The organism is Dokdonia sp. Hel_I_53 (assembly GCF_007827465.1).
Lineage (GTDB): Bacteria > Bacteroidota > Bacteroidia > Flavobacteriales > Flavobacteriaceae > Dokdonia.
The window spans coordinates 303,120-317,638 of record NZ_VISL01000001.1; the positions used below are offsets into that span (position 1 = coordinate 303,120).

Sequence of the window (14,519 nt, forward strand, 5' to 3'; positions counted from 1 at the left end):
AATTTTATAAGTCGAGATCAAAAGTTTTTCTAAGTGTATCGAGTGCAGGATTTTGCTCAAGCAATTTATCATATTTCTCTTGAGGAGTGTATGCATATTTGCGTTGTACTTCTTCATTAACGGAGATCTCTAAGGTAATGTCATAATTTTGCAGCGTTCTTTTAAGAAATTCTAGCAAAGGCCCTTGCGCACGCTCAACTTCAACCTTCATAGTTTCATTTGGATACTCTAACAGTATGCTTGTTCCATTTAAAGTAGGTTGGTCTGCCTCTAGATTTGAAGCAATTATTTTTTCACCTTTTTGTATAAGTTTAGATACATAATCACTCCAAGCTGCTTGCATTGCAATTTCAGAAAAAGGTTCTGAAGGAAGATTTTCTATATCTACTTTTTTGTTTGCACGTTTTTCTTCTAACTCTTTTTTCTTCTGTAGTCCTTTGAGTGAGAGTCCAGAAACTCTGTCTTTTCTTAATGCAAGGTTAGGTACAGCTGTTGTTGTAGGAGAGGGTAGTGGTTTAACAGGATTACCTTCAGTAACTCCTGAGCTAAAATTCACAGGTGCTGTACCTTTGGTAACCGAATTATCTTGAATGTTTTCCTTTAGATTATCTGGCGCTGGAGAATTAGATATCTCTCCACGTTCTTTTTTTAAGTCAGAATCAGAAGTGCTTAATTCCTCAAGTTTAGAACTATTAACTTTATAATATGATGGAGGTATTAAGAAGGGTTTATTCTTTTTTTTTTCTCCATCAAATGTGATAGAGGCGAGCTGCATTAAAGATAGTTCAACAAGTAATCGTTGATTTCGACTAGTTCTATATTTTAGATCACAAGTATTAGCAATCTCAATGGCTTCCATTAAAAAGGACATATCTGTTTGCTGTGATTGCTCGTAGTATTTCTTCTTTGTGGTATCACCTACTTCTAAAAGGTGTATTGTGGGTGGATTTTTGCAAACCATTAAGTCCCTAAAATGTGATGCTAATCCTGCAATAAAATGATGTCCATCAAAACCGCGAGAAAGGATGTCATTAAATTGTACAAGAAGCTGAGGAATATCGTTTACTAGAATTAAATCTACACATTTAAAATAGGTGTCGTAGTCTAAAACATTTAAATTCTCAGTGACCGCTTTTCGCGAAAGCGTTTTACCACTAAAACTTACTACCCTATCAAAAATGGAAAGTGCATCACGCATCGCACCATCAGCCTTTTGCGCGATAATGTGTAGTGCTTCTTCATCTGCTTCAATACCTTCCTCTTCCGCTATCAGAACAAGGTGTTTACGTGCGTCTGTAACTGTAATTCTTTTAAAATCAAAGATTTGACATCGCGATAGTATGGTTGGTATTATTTTATGTTTCTCTGTGGTTGCGAGTATGAAAATAGCATGCTTAGGAGGCTCCTCTAGTGTTTTAAGAAAAGCATTAAACGCTGCAGCTGAGAGCATGTGAACCTCATCTATAATATAGACTTTATATTTTCCTACTTGGGGAGGTATACGTACCTGATCAATCAAGCTACGTATATCATCTACAGAGTTGTTTGAGGCAGCATCTAACTCAAATACATTAAAAGCAAAGTCTTCATCAGGACTTGTATGTTCATCTGTATTTATTTGCTTTGCTAGTATGCGAGCACAACTCGTCTTACCCACTCCTCGGGGTCCGCAAAAGAGTAATGCCTGTGCCAAGTGGTTATTAGCAATTGCATTTTCAAGCGTATTTGTAATAGCCTGCTGTCCTACAACATCTTTAAATGTAGTAGGACGATATTTACGGGCAGATACTATAAAAGGTTCCATAACTACAAATATAAAAGTAGGGTTGCTATTATAGCATACTGTGGCTTGACTTTCTTGTCTTATTTATTAACAGCAAGTGTTGCTAGCTTTTTATCTATGACATCAATCATAATTTTATAGCTATGCGTTGCCATGGGATCTTGAGTGCTAATTTTTTTTAGATTTTGAAGCGTTTTTCTACGCATGATTTTGAGGCGTGCCAGTTTATGGCAAGAATAAAAAAGGGGGATAATCATTCTTGGTTGATTTATAATTATCTACCGAAAATAGATAAAAAATATCTTTTAAGAAAATTTTAAGATATGGAGCTTAACTTTTTTTCTAGATCTGCAGCTTTTACATAAAGAGCATCACTAGCTGCTCTGTCAGTTTTTGATAGTACATAGGCTTCTTCTAATACTTTTTTGTGTTGAATCTGTAATTTTTCTAAAGCTGATTTCTTTTTAAACATTCCAAACATAGTTTTCTTTTAAAGATACAACTCAAAAAGGTAAGAAATTGCTTTTGAGACTAATTTACAATTCAGGATTGTTATTTTACAATTCAGTCATTAAAGGTTTTAAAGTGAAGGATTAGAATAGATATTTACATCAAAATAAAAAACAATCTATTATGGAAACATCAAGAGAAAAATACCAGAGAGCTCAAAAAAGAGTAGATGAGATCAAAGAGTTTTATAATCACTTAGGGATGTATATTATTTTCGTATGTATATTTATAGGGCTCAATATCTATACAAGTAATTTCTTTTGGGCTATTTTTCCTATCCTAGGATGGGGAATAGGTATTTTAAGTCACGCATCAAAAGTATATCGATGGAATCCGCTTTTCTCGAAAGACTGGGAAAGACGTAAAATAGATCAATTCATGAATAATGAAGAGCTTTAATCCTAACAGTATGGAAACAAATCAAGAAAAATACCTGAGAGCTTTAGATCGCGTTAAGCAGATTAAGAAATTATATAGCAAAATTATAAATTCGCTCATTTTAGTAGCCCTCATTGCTGGTGTTAATTATTATGTGAATGAATTAAGGAATCCTTGGTTTCTTTGGGTAGCTGGCTTTTCCTTTTTAGGAATTGTTATAGAAACTTTTAAAGTTTACGGTACTTCTTTATTTTTAGGTAAAGGATGGGAACGGCGTAAGATCAAAGAGCAAATGGAAAAAGAGGACCAGGATACTAAAACAAATTTTATAAGGAAATAATGAACAGTCAAGATCAAAAATATCAACGTGCAAAAAAGCGCATTGCAGATGAAAAAGGTTTTTATTCCCACCTTTTTGTTTATGTAGTTATTAATATACTACTACAACTATTCTATGCAGGATTCTTTATAGATAAAGGATTTTTTGGGGACATGCCTTGGTGGGTACAGTTTACAACACCCTTTTTTTGGGGCTTGTCTTTACTTTTTCACTGGTTTTGGGTTTTTAAAAACTTCAAGTTTTTTGGGTACATTAAGACTTGGGAAGAACGTAAAATCAAGCAGTTTATGGAAGAGGAGGAAAAAATATATAACACTAAATTTACAAAAGATAATTAGAGAAAATCTATTCACTTTTTTAGGGCCTAACTATAATAATTTTAGAATATGAATGTACTTATCATTGAAGATGAAAAGCCTTCTGCAAGACGTTTAAATAGAATGCTAGGAGAAATAAATATTACTGTAAATGAAATGTTACACTCTGTAGAGGAGGCTATAGTTTGGTTTAAAAAAAATAAACATCCAGATTTAATATTTCTTGACATTCAGCTTTCTGACGGTCTATCATTTGAGATATTTGATCAAGTAGAGGTAAAGAGTGCTATTATTTTTACTACCGCCTTTGATGAATATGCACTGCAAGCTTTTAAATTAAATAGCGTAGATTATTTGTTAAAACCTATAGATGATGAAGATTTAGCTAACGCTGTAAAAAAGTTTAAAGAACGTACTCCTGCCACTCAAAATGTAGCTCTCAATTTTGATGATATAAGAAAACTACTAGGCGCGACTCCAGTAGATAGAGAATATAAAAAGCGATTTACAACAAAGATAGGATCTCATATAAAAATGATTCCCATAGATGAAATTGAGTGTTTTTATAGTGAAAATAAAGGAACTTATGCTGCTACTATTGATGGTCGTAATTACCTCTTAGACACCACGCTAGAGTTATTAGAAAATGACTTAGAGCCAGAAGTTTTTTTTAGAGTAAGTAGAAAGTATTATATAAATATAAACGCTATAAAAGATATTATTTCCTACACAAATTCTCGACTTAAAATCAAATTAAACCATTGGAATGAACATGAGATTATCGTGAGTCGTGAGCGCGTAAAAGACTTCAAAACATGGATTGCATAAATCAATGCTTTTATTTCTAAATTAATAATTGGTTATTATCGCTTTCGCGAAAGCGAAGTAAAAGTTTCAAGCAGAAATTAATCTTCTAGATTTTCATTAAATGCACTTGGTAACATTTTTGGAATAAATTTTATCAAAAGAGGAAGCAGAATGCCACCGCCAGGTAAAAGAAAAATGGCAAGTGAAGGAATACTTTTACAAATATCCAATAGTTGATTTTTAACTAGCTTTCGTTCTTCTTTAGATAAATCTCGTACAGTTGATTGGGTCAGTAATTTTACGAGCGTGCCACTCTCACTAATTTCTTGCGCTAAACGTTTGCTATTTCTACTTATCAAATTTTTCACGGTAGCTGTGGTTTGATTGTAGAAATGTTTTACAGGATTACTGTAGTTGAGATATGAGATGTCTTCACTATGTGCTTTTAAAAAATCTTTTACAGCCGTTATTGATAATTGATACGAATTTTCGTTAAGTTCTAAGGACTTACATAAGTCCATTAAAAATACTTTTTCGTGTGGATCTACCGTTTGATCGTCCCACAATGATAAACTACATAAATCTAGGAGATACTTTTTTTCCAAAGGCTCTTGTATGCTTGATAGATCAATTTGGTCAATAGTAGTATGTGTTTCTTTTACTAGCGTGTTGTAGCGTACAGAACTTTCAAATAATTTAATAAGCAGTTGGTTATATAAATGTTTTTCCTCTTTTTGACGTAAGGCAACCCATATAGATTGGGTAAGGATAGATTCTAGATTTTTTGCGTAGTGATAGGGGTCTTCTTGCGTGAGTAAATAATGTTCAAAACTTAGAATATCTATATATGCTAAGGCATTTGTAATGAGATGACTAAAGTTTTTTTGCAACGTAGATTCATTAGTTTGCACACGCTGATGAATTATTTTTTCTAATCGAGACTGTGGAGAATCTGAACCGATTTTAATATTTATAAAGTAATTTTCTCTTTTGTCAAGTAAAAGATAAAAATTAACGATAGACTGTATACAGTCTGTTTGAGTAGCGCTTTCAATGGTGTCATAATAGGTGAAGGATAATGCATCAAACAGGTTAATTTTTGTTTTCTCTTGAGTGGTCCATTTGAGTTGCTTAGAGGTACTTACTATTAAAGTGTCAACAGAATGTCCATAAATAAAACCAATACTCCCCAAAGCTTTATAAAAAGCTTCATCATCCATAGGATACTTTTCTAAATAACTTAGAAAATTAGGGAAATGCTTTTGTATCCAGCCAGGAGCAGATGGGTTCACGGTAGTATTTTTTATTTACTGCGTTGAGCTGTAATTTCTGTAATTTTTACAATCACCTCAACTGCGCGTACCATACTTTCGAGGGGCACATATTCATAACGCCCATGAAAGTTATGACCTCCTGCAAAAATATTAGGACACGGCAATCCCATAAATGATAATTGTGAACCGTCTGTACCACCGCGTATAGGTTTAATTAATGGTGCTATATTTAATGATTTCATAGCTTCTTCTGCAATATCTACAATGTGCATTACCGGTTCTACTTTCTCACGCATATTGAAGTATTGATCTTTGATTTCAACAGTCACAAGTTCCTTCCCTAGTTGACTATTAAGTTCTTCAGCTAGTTTAATCATCATTTCTTTGCGAGCTTCAAAATGCCCTTTGTCATGATCCCTTATAATATACTCTAATCGTGTGTTGTCTACACCACCATCAATATCATACAAATGGAAGAAGCCTTCACGACCAGAGGTGTGTTCTGGAGTTTCTAATCTCGGTAAGCTATTAATATAGTCTGTAGCGATGTACATACTGTTCACCATTTTTCCTTTTGCGTACCCAGGGTGTACAATTTTACCTTCAATAGTGACTATAGCGCCTGCTGCATTAAAGTTTTCGTATTCTAACTCACCTATCTGACTCCCATCCATGGTGTAAGCCCACTCTGCACCAAATTTCTCAACGTCAAATTTATGTGCGCCTCTTCCTATCTCTTCATCTGGAGTAAATCCAACACGTATTTTACCGTGTTTTAGCTCTGGGTGCGCAATGAGGTATTGCATCGCCTCCATAATTTCTGTAATTCCTGCTTTATCATCAGCACCTAATAATGTGGTACCATCAGTTGTAATAATAGTCTGACCTCTGTATTGTTTGAGATCGTCAAAATAATCTGGAGAGAGAACGATGTTTTGTTCTTTATTAAGCATTAAATCACCACCATCATAATTTTTCCAAATCTGTGGTTGCACATTTTTTCCAGTAAAATCTGGAGTTGTATCAAAGTGAGCAACAAAACCAATAACAGGTACCTCATGTGATACATTACTAGGTAACGTTGCCATTACATAAGCATTCTCATCAATAGAAACCTCTTCCATTCCCATTAATTCTAGCTCTTGTTTTAGCTTGTTTGCGAGATCCCATTGTTTTTCGGTACTTGGTGTGGTCTCACTAGCTGGATCACTTTCTGTGTCTATAGTAACGTAGCTTATAAATCTGTTGAGTAATGCTTCTTTATTGATCATAATGGGTTGGTATGGGTTACGCTTTCGCGAAAGCGTAATTATCATCCTTTCTTAAGTACTTCAAAAATACCGCTTTTTGGACTATTTTTGTACAACCGAAAACTGCAAAATGTACAAACAACTCATCCGTCCACTATTATTTTCTTTTGATCCAGAGAAAGTTCACTACTTTACCTTTAGTTGGATCAAGCGACTGCATAGACTAGGGTTGTCTGGGTTATTAAATAAACTAGGAAACATAGAAGACAGCAGACTTGAGCGTGAAGTATTTGGTCTAAAATTTCGCAACCCCGTGGGGCTTGCAGCTGGATTTGATAAAGATGCAAAGTTATATGATGAATTAGGAGATCTAGGTTTTGGTTTTGTAGAGATAGGGACCCTTACTCCAAAAGCACAAGAGGGAAATCCCAAAAAAAGACTTTTTAGACTTAAAGAAGATCAAGGCTTGATCAATAGGATGGGATTTAATAATGAAGGCGTGTATACAGCAACGCATAGACTTACAAAAGTCTCTCAACGTGTATCTAAGAAAAATAGACTCATTATAGGTGGAAACATAGGTAAGAATACCGCCACATCACCAGAAGATTACACAGCAGATTATCTTGAGTGTTTCATGGCGTTGCATCCCTATGTAGATTATTTTGTGTTGAATGTGAGTTGCCCCAATGTCTCAAGTCACGCAAAATTAAACGACAAAGATTATTTAATTGAATTGATCAATGCTGTTCAAGAGGCAAATAAAGGTTTTGAAGAACAACGGCCTATTCTATTAAAAATAGCACCAGATCTTAATACTATTCAACTGGACGAAATTATTGATTTAGTAAAAGGTACTGAACTTGACGGTGTGATAGCTAGCAATACTTCTATGAACCGTGAAGATCTCAAGGTTTCTAATAATAGACTTGAGGAAATTGGGAATGGTGGTTTAAGTGGTAAACCTATCACAGATCGCTCTACTCAAGTTATAAAATACCTCTTTGATAAAAGTAACGGTTCTTTTCCAATTATAGGTGTAGGTGGTATACATAGCGCACAAGATGCATTAGATAAACTAGATGCTGGTGCCTCTTTAGTACAATTATACACTGGCTTTGTGTATGAAGGACCAAGTTTGATAAAGAAAATCAACAAATCTATTCTCAATAAAAATTTATAAAATTATTATTTATCAATAAGTCTCAAACTCACTCTTAATGCGTAACTCACATAAAATAATATTTGCTTCTATTTTAGTAATGTTATTTGCCTTAAAACCTGATGTTGCTAGCTTTATACCACAATGGTTAAAATTAGCAGTAGCTGGTGTTCTATTAGTTTTGGGGCTATTTATGATGTGGAAAGAAAAACAATGGTAGTGCATTTGAACTAATAGTTTTGCTAAATTTTGATAATCAATTACTTGTAAATTAATAATTTCTTCAATCCAAATAGCATGTATATACTGTGACGGAATCAATTTTAGCTTTTATAGCCGCGACAGCAATTTTAGCTTTTTCACCAGGGCCTGATAATATTTATGTGTTGACTCAAAGCGTTGTTAATGGAAGTCGGTCTGGACTTGCCACAACGGCTGGTCTGATTACTGGGTGTATTGTACACACAACATTGGTTGCTTTTGGGATTTCTGCTGTAATAGCAACATCTCCTCACTTATTTCTAGCCATCAAGATAGCTGGGGCTGCCTATCTTTTATACATTGCTTATAAAGTATACGGTGCAGATGCACATATAACCCTAGCAGAAGGTGCTCCAAAAAAATCCTATAGTGCACTCTTTAAACAAGGAATTATTATGAATATTTTAAACCCCAAGGTGACCATATTCTTTCTAGCTTTTTTTCCAGGTTTTTTGTGGGATCCAAATGATAACACAGTGTATCAATTTTATACTTTAGGATTCATCTTTATGCTAGAGTCCTTTATAATTTTTGGAGGAATTGCATTAGTAGCCGGTAGAATAGCCCCTGTCTTAAAGAGAAACGATACTGCAGGTATTTTATTAAAATGGTTGCAAATTTTTGTTTTTATAGGGATAGCTATCTTTATTTTATTTTAAGTTTCTAGTTTATATACAATAGCTTGCCAGGGCCTAAGAGCAAATTCCTTAAACGTTTTGTCGTCGAGAATTTTATCATTGGATATAAGTTTTATTTTACGGTTGTAGGATATGTCTATTGGTAGAGAAAACCGCAAGAGATCATCAGAAAAATTTAATAATATCAAAAACCTTTGATCATCTTCTTGTCGTGTATACGCATACACTTGTTCATGTGCTGGTTTTATAATTTTATACTTTCCATAAACTAACGCCTTATTTGACTTACGAATCGCTACCATCTTTTTAAAATAAGAAAGTACAGAATTTTTTTCTTTAATTTGTTGGGCTACGTTGACGCCATTTTTATAATTTGAATTGAGTTTTATCCATGGAGTTGCTGTAGAGAAGCCTGCGTTTTCTGAAGTACTCCACTGCATAGGTGTTCTTGCATTATCTCTAGCAGCATACTTCTCGTTTTCTAAAAATGCCTCAAGATCACCTCCTTGGTTTTTTACTCCTTCATACCTGTTAAATGTATTAATATCTCTATACTCATCAATGTTTGAAAACTGCACATTAGTCATCCCTATCTCATCTCCTTGATAAATGTAAGGAGTACCTCTCATGGTAAGCAAAAACGTATGTAAAAGAGTAGCGCTGTTTTTCCAATGTTCTTTTGAGTCATTACCCCAGCGACTTACGGCTCTTGGGAAATCGTGATTTGCCAAGAATAGTGATCCCCATCCTGCATTTGCAAAAGCTGCATCCCAATCTGTAAAAATTTTCTTAAACTCAGATAAGTTCCATTTGTGGTCTTTCATTTTAAAAACTTCACCTGGGGCACGGTCTAAACTCATTAAATCAAAATGAAAAAACATATCCATTTCTTTTCGGTCTTCATTTACAAAATCTAATGCCTGATCTATTGCAATACCCGGACCTTCACCTACGGTGAAGGCATCATATTTAGAAATCACCTCGCGATTCATCTCGTTTAGATATTCATGCACTTTAGGCCCGTTTGCATAATAAGCGATAAATTCATGGGGTTCATTTGCATTGATTTCTGGATAACTAATGTCCTTGCTTATAAACGGGATTACATCCATCCGAAATCCATCCACCCCTTTTTGAAACCAAAAATGCATCATTTGGAAGATTTCTTGTCTCACTAATGGGTTTTCCCATTTGAGATCTGGTTGTTTTTCAGAAAAATAATGAAGATAGTATGCGTCTGTATTTGCATCATATTTCCAAGCGTTTTCCTTTACATCAAAATAGCTCCATCTTTTGGGGGGATTTCCTTTTTCTGCAGGCCACCAGTGAAAATAATCTCTATAAAGATTTTCTCTAGATTTTCTACTCTCTGTAAACCATCGATGTTCATCACTACAATGATTTACCACTAAGTCCATAATTAAGCGTAGTCCGCGTGATTTCATCGCTCTGATGAGATTGTCGAAGTCTTCCATGGTACCAAATTCAGCCATGATTTTTCGATAATCATTAATGTCATACCCATTGTCGTCATTAGGAGAATCATATATCGGATTTAACCATATAATATCTACCCCTAGGCTTTCTATATAATCTAGTTTATCGATAATACCCTTTAAATCTCCTACGCCATTACCAGATGTATCTTTAAAGGATCTGGGGTAAATTTGATAAACAATTCCCTCTTTCCACCAGCTTTGCAATTGACTCATATATAAAGTATTTGAAGTAAAGCTAAGTTAGAAATAGATACGCTTTCGCGAAAGCGTAATTCTCCCCAAAAAAATATCTAAATTATGTACATTTGTATCCCGAACACACCTCGGAACTTCTATGAGCCAAAAAGTACTTCTTAATGCTACAGAGATTACCATTATTCTCAATCGGCTGGCTTGTCAATTAATAGAAAATCATACTGATTTTAAGGAAACAGTTCTCATAGGCATACAACCCCGTGGAGTATATCTAGCAGAACGTATGAAACAATTACTTGTTTCAGAATACAGGATTGATGACGTAAAACTGGGGTATCTCGATATTACATTTTATAGAGATGATTTTAGGCGTAATGAAAAAACTTTAGAAGCAAATAAAACTAAAATTGACTTTATTGTAGAAAATAAAAAAGTTGTATTTATAGATGATGTATTGTATACAGGAAGAAGTATTAATGCTGCTCTTACTGCAGTACAAAGTTTTGGAAGGCCTCTAGAAGTTGAGTTACTATGTCTAATTGATAGACGTTTTTCTAGACATTTACCTATTCAGCCTGATTATAAAGGGCGACAGGTAGATGCAATTAATGATGAAAAAGTAAAAGTTTGCTGGATGGAAAATGAAGGAGAAGACACTGTTTATCTAGTTAAAAGTTAATTAATATGAGCGAGTTAAGTGTCAATCATTTGCTAGGGATAAAATATATTAATGAAGCAGATATTGATCTTATTTTTAAAACTGCAGATCACTTTAAAGAGGTGATCAATAGACCTATTAAAAAGGTTCCTTCCTTACGTGATATTACCATCGCAAATCTTTTTTTTGAAAATAGTACCCGTACTAAACTTTCTTTTGAGCTTGCCGAAAAAAGATTAAGTGCAGATGTAATAAACTTTAGTGCAGCAGCTTCTTCAGTAAAAAAAGGAGAGACTCTTATTGATACGGTTAATAATATCTTATCCATGAAGGTGGATATGGTTGTAATGCGCCACCCTAATCCAGGAGCGGGTGTATTTTTGTCAAAACACATAAAAGCCAGCATTGTAAATGCTGGAGATGGCGCCCACGAACACCCTACACAAGCATTACTAGATAGTTATTCTATAAGAGAAAAGTTAGGTGATGTAGCAGGTAAAAATGTGGTTATTGTAGGCGATATTTTACATAGTAGGGTTGCTTTATCAAACATTTATGCCTTAAAACTTCAAGGAGCAAATGTAAAAGTGTGTGGTCCAAAAACCTTACTTCCAAAATATATAGAATCGCTAGGAGTTGAGGTAGAGCTTAACTTACGTAAAGCTCTAGAGTGGTGTGATGTAGCAAATATGTTGCGGGTACAGAATGAACGAATGGATATTAGTTATTTTCCTTCTACCAGAGAGTACACACAACAGTATGGCGTTACTAAAGAAATTTTAGAATCCTTAGATAAGGAGATTGTTATCATGCACCCAGGGCCCATTAATAGGGGGGTCGAAATCACAAGTGATGTGGCAGATTCAGAACACGCAATCATTTTAGATCAAGTCCAAAATGGTGTAGCTGTAAGAATGGCTGTGATATATCTATTAGCATCAAAAATTAAACAATAAAAATGAAGATTACCTCAAAAGATAAGTATACGATCTTAGCAGACGATCGTGGTAGCGTAGCAGATTTTGCAACACATTTAGAGTTTATAGTGCCTAAACATTATGATCAATATAACTTAATAATTGATTTATTAAAATATGAAGATCTGTCTTTAGAGCAATTAATTGCATTCTTAAAACTCTCTAACTACCAGCGAGCAGATAAAAAATCATTTGTGATTGTTAATAAAAATATCAATTACGATTTTATTCCTGATGAAATGGTTGTGGTTCCTACAATACAAGAAGCAATAGATGTGATTGAAATGGAAGAGATAGAGCGAGATCTCGGTTTATAATTTTACAATGGCTAGCAATCTACACGTTACTATTTTAGGTTGTTATGCAGCAGCACCTGGAAGTTTTAAAAACCCTACTTCTCAAGTGTTAGAAATTAGGAATCATCTATTTCTAATAGATTGCGGTGAGGGAACTCAAGTTGCTTTGCGTAAAAACAAAATTAAGTTTGCCCGCATAAAACATATCTTTATTTCTCATTTGCATGGTGATCATTTTTTTGGGTTAATGGGGATAGTTACCACCTTTAGTCTACTAAAACGTACCGCACCACTTACAATATATGGTCCTAAAGGAATCAAAGAAATAGTTTTATTGCAACTTAAACTCACAAAAGGATTTACGAGCTATCCTTTACAGTTTAGGGAATTAGACAACAAAGAGCCTGAATTACTTTTTGAGGACGAAAAGGTAACAGTAACAACCATCCCACTTAAACATCGGGTATATACTAATGGTTTTTTATTTCGTGAAAAGGAAGGCGAGCGTACCTTGAATATTAACGCTTGTCTCAATTTAGAAATAGATAAAGTTTATTATTCAAAAATAAAACAAGGAGGAAATATTACGCTAGAGGATGGAACGATCATTAATAATAGAGAGATCACGTATGATCCTCCACCTCCTAAGAGCTATGCTTACTGTAGCGACACAGCTTATAAAGAAGAGATAGTTAGACAAATAAAAGAAGTAACGGCTCTATATCATGAAAGTACATTTTTAAATAGTCATATAAACTTATGTAAACCTACAGGTCATAGTACAGCGGCTCAAGCAGCACAAATTGCTGCACAGGCAAATGTAGGTCACTTGCTTTTGGGACATTATAGCATACGTTATGGTGACCTAAATTTGTTTTTAGAAGAAGCAAGTCCATTTTTTGATAATGTACATTTGACAGATGACGGTAAGACCTTTACATTTTAGAAAAAAAAGCTCCAATGGAAGAAGAAATAAAAAGAATTGCAAAACCTATATTAGGACGTTTACAAGAGCATTTTGATAGATTGATACCTCGCAATTTGTTTTTGGTAAATCCAGATGTTAGATTAAAAAAAGTGCACAAAACCTACGGGTCAACTTCTGTAAAAGATAACATAAGTATTTCTTTTAAAATAGTTCTTTTTGAAGATCAATATATTTGTGAGTACTTCTTAGACGCAGATGGATATACTGAGCATAGGAGATATAATATCTCAACAGATCAAACAGAAATGTTAGAGAATTTTGAAGGTCAATTTGGTGCTGCAGCTCTTGAAGATGATGACATGTCATATGAGGAGTTTACACGTATTCGTAAGCACAATGACTCAGTTAGGAAACTTTTAATAAAGAAAGGATTCATGAAAAAATAGGTGAAGATCGCTTTCGCGAAAGCAAAAAATCTATACCGTATTTTCATAGTTGCACTAATAAACCCTTGCAGAACAATATATTTTAGAATTTTTTAAGACTCACTTGTGGTGAGTTTCTTTTATCTTCATATTCGTCTTCGTACATTAGCTAGAATGAACAGGGACTTACATGATTACAGAAAATCTTATCAAAAAGGAGAGTTGCTAGTTGAAAACACAACAACACATCCTATGGATCAATTTGCCTTGTGGTTTAAGGAAGTTGAGGAAGCTGGAGGCGTCGCAGAACCTAATGCAATGACCGTAGCCACATTAGGCCGTGACGGCTATGTTAAGTCTAGAATTGTTTTACTCAAAGAGTATGATCATCATGGATTTGTATTTTATACAAATTATGTAAGTGAGAAGGGTGATAGTATCGCACACCATATACAAATTGGTCTTTCATTCTTCTGGCCTAATTTAGAACGTCAAGTAATTGTAAAGGGGGTAGTTTCAAAAACGGATGCCGAAAGGTCTGATGCTTATTTCAACTCACGACCAGAACAAAGTAAATTAGGAGCTTTAGTTTCTGATCAAAGCAGTATCATAAAAAATCGTAAGGTACTTGAAGATAAGATGGACAAACTTCAAGAAACTTATAAGGATAAGGAAATTCCACGCCCTAAACATTGGGGAGGGTATTTAATAGAACCTGTATCTATAGAATTTTGGCAAGGAAGACCTAATAGACTACATGATAGGATAAGGTATCACAAAGAAAATAATTTATGGATTAAAGAACGTCTCGCCCCTTAAAT

The 14,519-nt window shown here is 34.3% G+C and carries 19 protein-coding genes; 13 read left to right on the forward strand and 6 right to left on the reverse strand.

Features of this window, described 5'->3' with window-relative positions; genetic code table 11:
- Positions 1–4: 4 nt before the first annotated feature.
- The 3 genes from OD90_RS01325 to OD90_RS01330 form a co-directional block, all read right to left on the reverse strand.
- Positions 5–1,804, reverse strand: coding sequence for a DNA polymerase III subunit gamma/tau (locus OD90_RS01325; RefSeq protein ID WP_144665541.1), 1,800 nt, complete (start codon positions 1,802–1,804; stop codon positions 5–7).
- A 59-nt stretch (positions 1,805–1,863) separates the two neighbouring features.
- Complete coding sequence (locus tag OD90_RS13225; RefSeq protein WP_261374440.1) at positions 1,864–1,989, reverse strand: hypothetical protein; 126 nt, start codon at positions 1,987–1,989, stop codon at positions 1,864–1,866.
- 110 nt (positions 1,990–2,099) lie between these two features.
- A complete protein-coding gene (locus tag OD90_RS01330) occupies positions 2,100–2,264 on the reverse strand; it encodes a Lacal_2735 family protein (RefSeq protein ID WP_144665543.1) in 165 nt (54 codons plus the stop codon).
- 152 nt (positions 2,265–2,416) lie between these two features.
- On the opposite strand from OD90_RS01330, the gene OD90_RS01335 reads away from it, so the two are divergent.
- From OD90_RS01335 to OD90_RS01350, 4 genes are read left to right on the forward strand one after another with little or no spacing between them, the layout of a single operon-like run.
- Positions 2,417–2,692, forward strand: a complete 276-nt coding sequence (locus OD90_RS01335) for a 2TM domain-containing protein (protein WP_144665545.1) — start codon at positions 2,417–2,419, stop codon at positions 2,690–2,692.
- Between the two features lie 10 nt (positions 2,693–2,702).
- The gene (locus OD90_RS01340) at positions 2,703–3,011 is read left to right on the forward strand and encodes a 2TM domain-containing protein (RefSeq protein WP_186434687.1); all 309 of its coding nucleotides are present in this window, start codon (positions 2,703–2,705) and stop codon (positions 3,009–3,011) included.
- Entirely contained in the window at positions 3,011–3,349 is a 339-nt protein-coding gene (locus OD90_RS01345) for a 2TM domain-containing protein (protein ID WP_144665548.1), read from the forward strand. Before OD90_RS01340 ends, OD90_RS01345 begins: the two co-directional genes overlap by 1 nt.
- A gap of 48 nt (positions 3,350–3,397) precedes the next feature.
- Positions 3,398–4,156: a LytR/AlgR family response regulator transcription factor gene (locus OD90_RS01350; RefSeq protein ID WP_144665550.1), complete on the forward strand. Its 759-nt coding sequence runs from the start codon at positions 3,398–3,400 to the stop codon at positions 4,154–4,156.
- Between the two features lie 77 nt (positions 4,157–4,233).
- On the opposite strand, the gene OD90_RS01355 is transcribed toward OD90_RS01350, so the two are convergent.
- Positions 4,234–5,427: an LETM1-related biofilm-associated protein gene (locus tag OD90_RS01355; protein WP_144665552.1), complete on the reverse strand. Its 1,194-nt coding sequence runs from the start codon at positions 5,425–5,427 to the stop codon at positions 4,234–4,236.
- An 11-nt stretch (positions 5,428–5,438) separates the two neighbouring features.
- The gene (gene pepT / locus OD90_RS01360; RefSeq protein ID WP_144669609.1) at positions 5,439–6,680 is read right to left on the reverse strand and encodes a peptidase T; all 1,242 of its coding nucleotides are present in this window, start codon (positions 6,678–6,680) and stop codon (positions 5,439–5,441) included.
- Positions 6,681–6,789: 109 nt separating this feature from the next.
- Between pepT and OD90_RS01365 the strand changes: the two genes are divergently transcribed.
- The 3 genes from OD90_RS01365 (at position 6,790) to OD90_RS01370 (ending at position 8,741) form a co-directional block, all read left to right on the forward strand.
- Positions 6,790–7,842, forward strand: coding sequence for a quinone-dependent dihydroorotate dehydrogenase (locus tag OD90_RS01365; RefSeq protein WP_144665554.1), 1,053 nt, complete (start codon positions 6,790–6,792; stop codon positions 7,840–7,842).
- Positions 7,843–7,879: 37 nt separating this feature from the next.
- Positions 7,880–8,041 carry a hypothetical protein gene (locus tag OD90_RS13080; RefSeq protein WP_186434688.1) on the forward strand — a complete coding sequence of 54 codons (162 nt, stop codon included), beginning with the start codon at positions 7,880–7,882 and terminating at the stop codon, positions 8,039–8,041.
- 88 nt (positions 8,042–8,129) lie between these two features.
- Positions 8,130–8,741, forward strand: coding sequence for a LysE family translocator (locus OD90_RS01370; protein ID WP_144665557.1), 612 nt, complete (start codon positions 8,130–8,132; stop codon positions 8,739–8,741).
- Here OD90_RS01370 and OD90_RS01375 read toward each other — a convergent pair.
- Complete coding sequence (locus OD90_RS01375) at positions 8,738–10,432, reverse strand: glycoside hydrolase family 13 protein (protein ID WP_144665559.1); 1,695 nt, start codon at positions 10,430–10,432, stop codon at positions 8,738–8,740. The two genes, OD90_RS01370 and OD90_RS01375, sit on opposite strands and share 4 nt — an antisense overlap.
- Before the next feature lie 121 nt (positions 10,433–10,553).
- Between OD90_RS01375 and pyrR the strand changes: the two genes are divergently transcribed.
- The 6 genes from pyrR to pdxH all read left to right on the forward strand — a co-directional run bounded on the left by pyrR (position 10,554) and on the right by pdxH (position 14,517).
- The gene (gene pyrR, locus OD90_RS01380) at positions 10,554–11,093 is read left to right on the forward strand and encodes a bifunctional pyr operon transcriptional regulator/uracil phosphoribosyltransferase PyrR (protein WP_144665561.1); all 540 of its coding nucleotides are present in this window, start codon (positions 10,554–10,556) and stop codon (positions 11,091–11,093) included.
- Between the two features lie 5 nt (positions 11,094–11,098).
- The gene (locus OD90_RS01385) at positions 11,099–12,028 is read left to right on the forward strand and encodes an aspartate carbamoyltransferase catalytic subunit (protein ID WP_144665563.1); all 930 of its coding nucleotides are present in this window, start codon (positions 11,099–11,101) and stop codon (positions 12,026–12,028) included.
- Between the two features lie 2 nt (positions 12,029–12,030).
- Complete coding sequence (locus OD90_RS01390) at positions 12,031–12,366, forward strand: ribonuclease Z (RefSeq protein ID WP_144665565.1); 336 nt, start codon at positions 12,031–12,033, stop codon at positions 12,364–12,366.
- Between the two features lie 7 nt (positions 12,367–12,373).
- Positions 12,374–13,291, forward strand: a complete 918-nt coding sequence (locus OD90_RS01395) for a ribonuclease Z (protein ID WP_144665567.1) — start codon at positions 12,374–12,376, stop codon at positions 13,289–13,291.
- A gap of 14 nt (positions 13,292–13,305) precedes the next feature.
- Positions 13,306–13,719 (forward strand): hypothetical protein, encoded by a 414-nt coding sequence (locus tag OD90_RS01400; RefSeq protein ID WP_144665569.1) that lies wholly within the window; start codon positions 13,306–13,308, stop codon positions 13,717–13,719.
- Between the two features lie 153 nt (positions 13,720–13,872).
- A complete protein-coding gene (gene pdxH / locus OD90_RS01405) occupies positions 13,873–14,517 on the forward strand; it encodes a pyridoxamine 5'-phosphate oxidase (RefSeq protein ID WP_144665571.1) in 645 nt (214 codons plus the stop codon).
- Positions 14,518–14,519 lie beyond the last annotated feature (2 nt).

Excerpts from the sequence above, each read along its gene's own strand:
- OD90_RS01325 (WP_144665541.1), bottom strand. The coding sequence starts at position 1,804 with ATGGAACCTTTTATAGTATCTGCCCGTAAATATCGTCCTACTACATTT.
- OD90_RS13225 (WP_261374440.1), bottom strand. The coding sequence starts at position 1,989 with ATGCGTAGAAAAACGCTTCAAAATCTAAAAAAAATTAGCACTCAAGAT.
- OD90_RS01330 (WP_144665543.1), bottom strand. The coding sequence starts at position 2,264 with ATGTTTGGAATGTTTAAAAAGAAATCAGCTTTAGAAAAATTACAGATT.
- OD90_RS01335 (WP_144665545.1), top strand. The coding sequence starts at position 2,417 with ATGGAAACATCAAGAGAAAAATACCAGAGAGCTCAAAAAAGAGTAGAT.
- OD90_RS01340 (WP_186434687.1), top strand. The coding sequence starts at position 2,703 with ATGGAAACAAATCAAGAAAAATACCTGAGAGCTTTAGATCGCGTTAAG.
- OD90_RS01345 (WP_144665548.1), top strand. The coding sequence starts at position 3,011 with ATGAACAGTCAAGATCAAAAATATCAACGTGCAAAAAAGCGCATTGCA.
- OD90_RS01350 (WP_144665550.1), top strand. The coding sequence starts at position 3,398 with ATGAATGTACTTATCATTGAAGATGAAAAGCCTTCTGCAAGACGTTTA.
- pepT (WP_144669609.1), bottom strand. The coding sequence starts at position 6,680 with ATGATCAATAAAGAAGCATTACTCAACAGATTTATAAGCTACGTTACT.
- OD90_RS01365 (WP_144665554.1), top strand. The coding sequence starts at position 6,790 with ATGTACAAACAACTCATCCGTCCACTATTATTTTCTTTTGATCCAGAG.
- OD90_RS13080 (WP_186434688.1), top strand. The coding sequence starts at position 7,880 with ATGCGTAACTCACATAAAATAATATTTGCTTCTATTTTAGTAATGTTA.
- OD90_RS01375 (WP_144665559.1), bottom strand. The coding sequence starts at position 10,432 with ATGAGTCAATTGCAAAGCTGGTGGAAAGAGGGAATTGTTTATCAAATT.
- pyrR (WP_144665561.1), top strand. The coding sequence starts at position 10,554 with ATGAGCCAAAAAGTACTTCTTAATGCTACAGAGATTACCATTATTCTC.
- OD90_RS01385 (WP_144665563.1), top strand. The coding sequence starts at position 11,099 with ATGAGCGAGTTAAGTGTCAATCATTTGCTAGGGATAAAATATATTAAT.
- OD90_RS01390 (WP_144665565.1), top strand. The coding sequence starts at position 12,031 with ATGAAGATTACCTCAAAAGATAAGTATACGATCTTAGCAGACGATCGT.
- OD90_RS01395 (WP_144665567.1), top strand. The coding sequence starts at position 12,374 with ATGGCTAGCAATCTACACGTTACTATTTTAGGTTGTTATGCAGCAGCA.
- OD90_RS01400 (WP_144665569.1), top strand. The coding sequence starts at position 13,306 with ATGGAAGAAGAAATAAAAAGAATTGCAAAACCTATATTAGGACGTTTA.
- pdxH (WP_144665571.1), top strand. The coding sequence starts at position 13,873 with ATGAACAGGGACTTACATGATTACAGAAAATCTTATCAAAAAGGAGAG.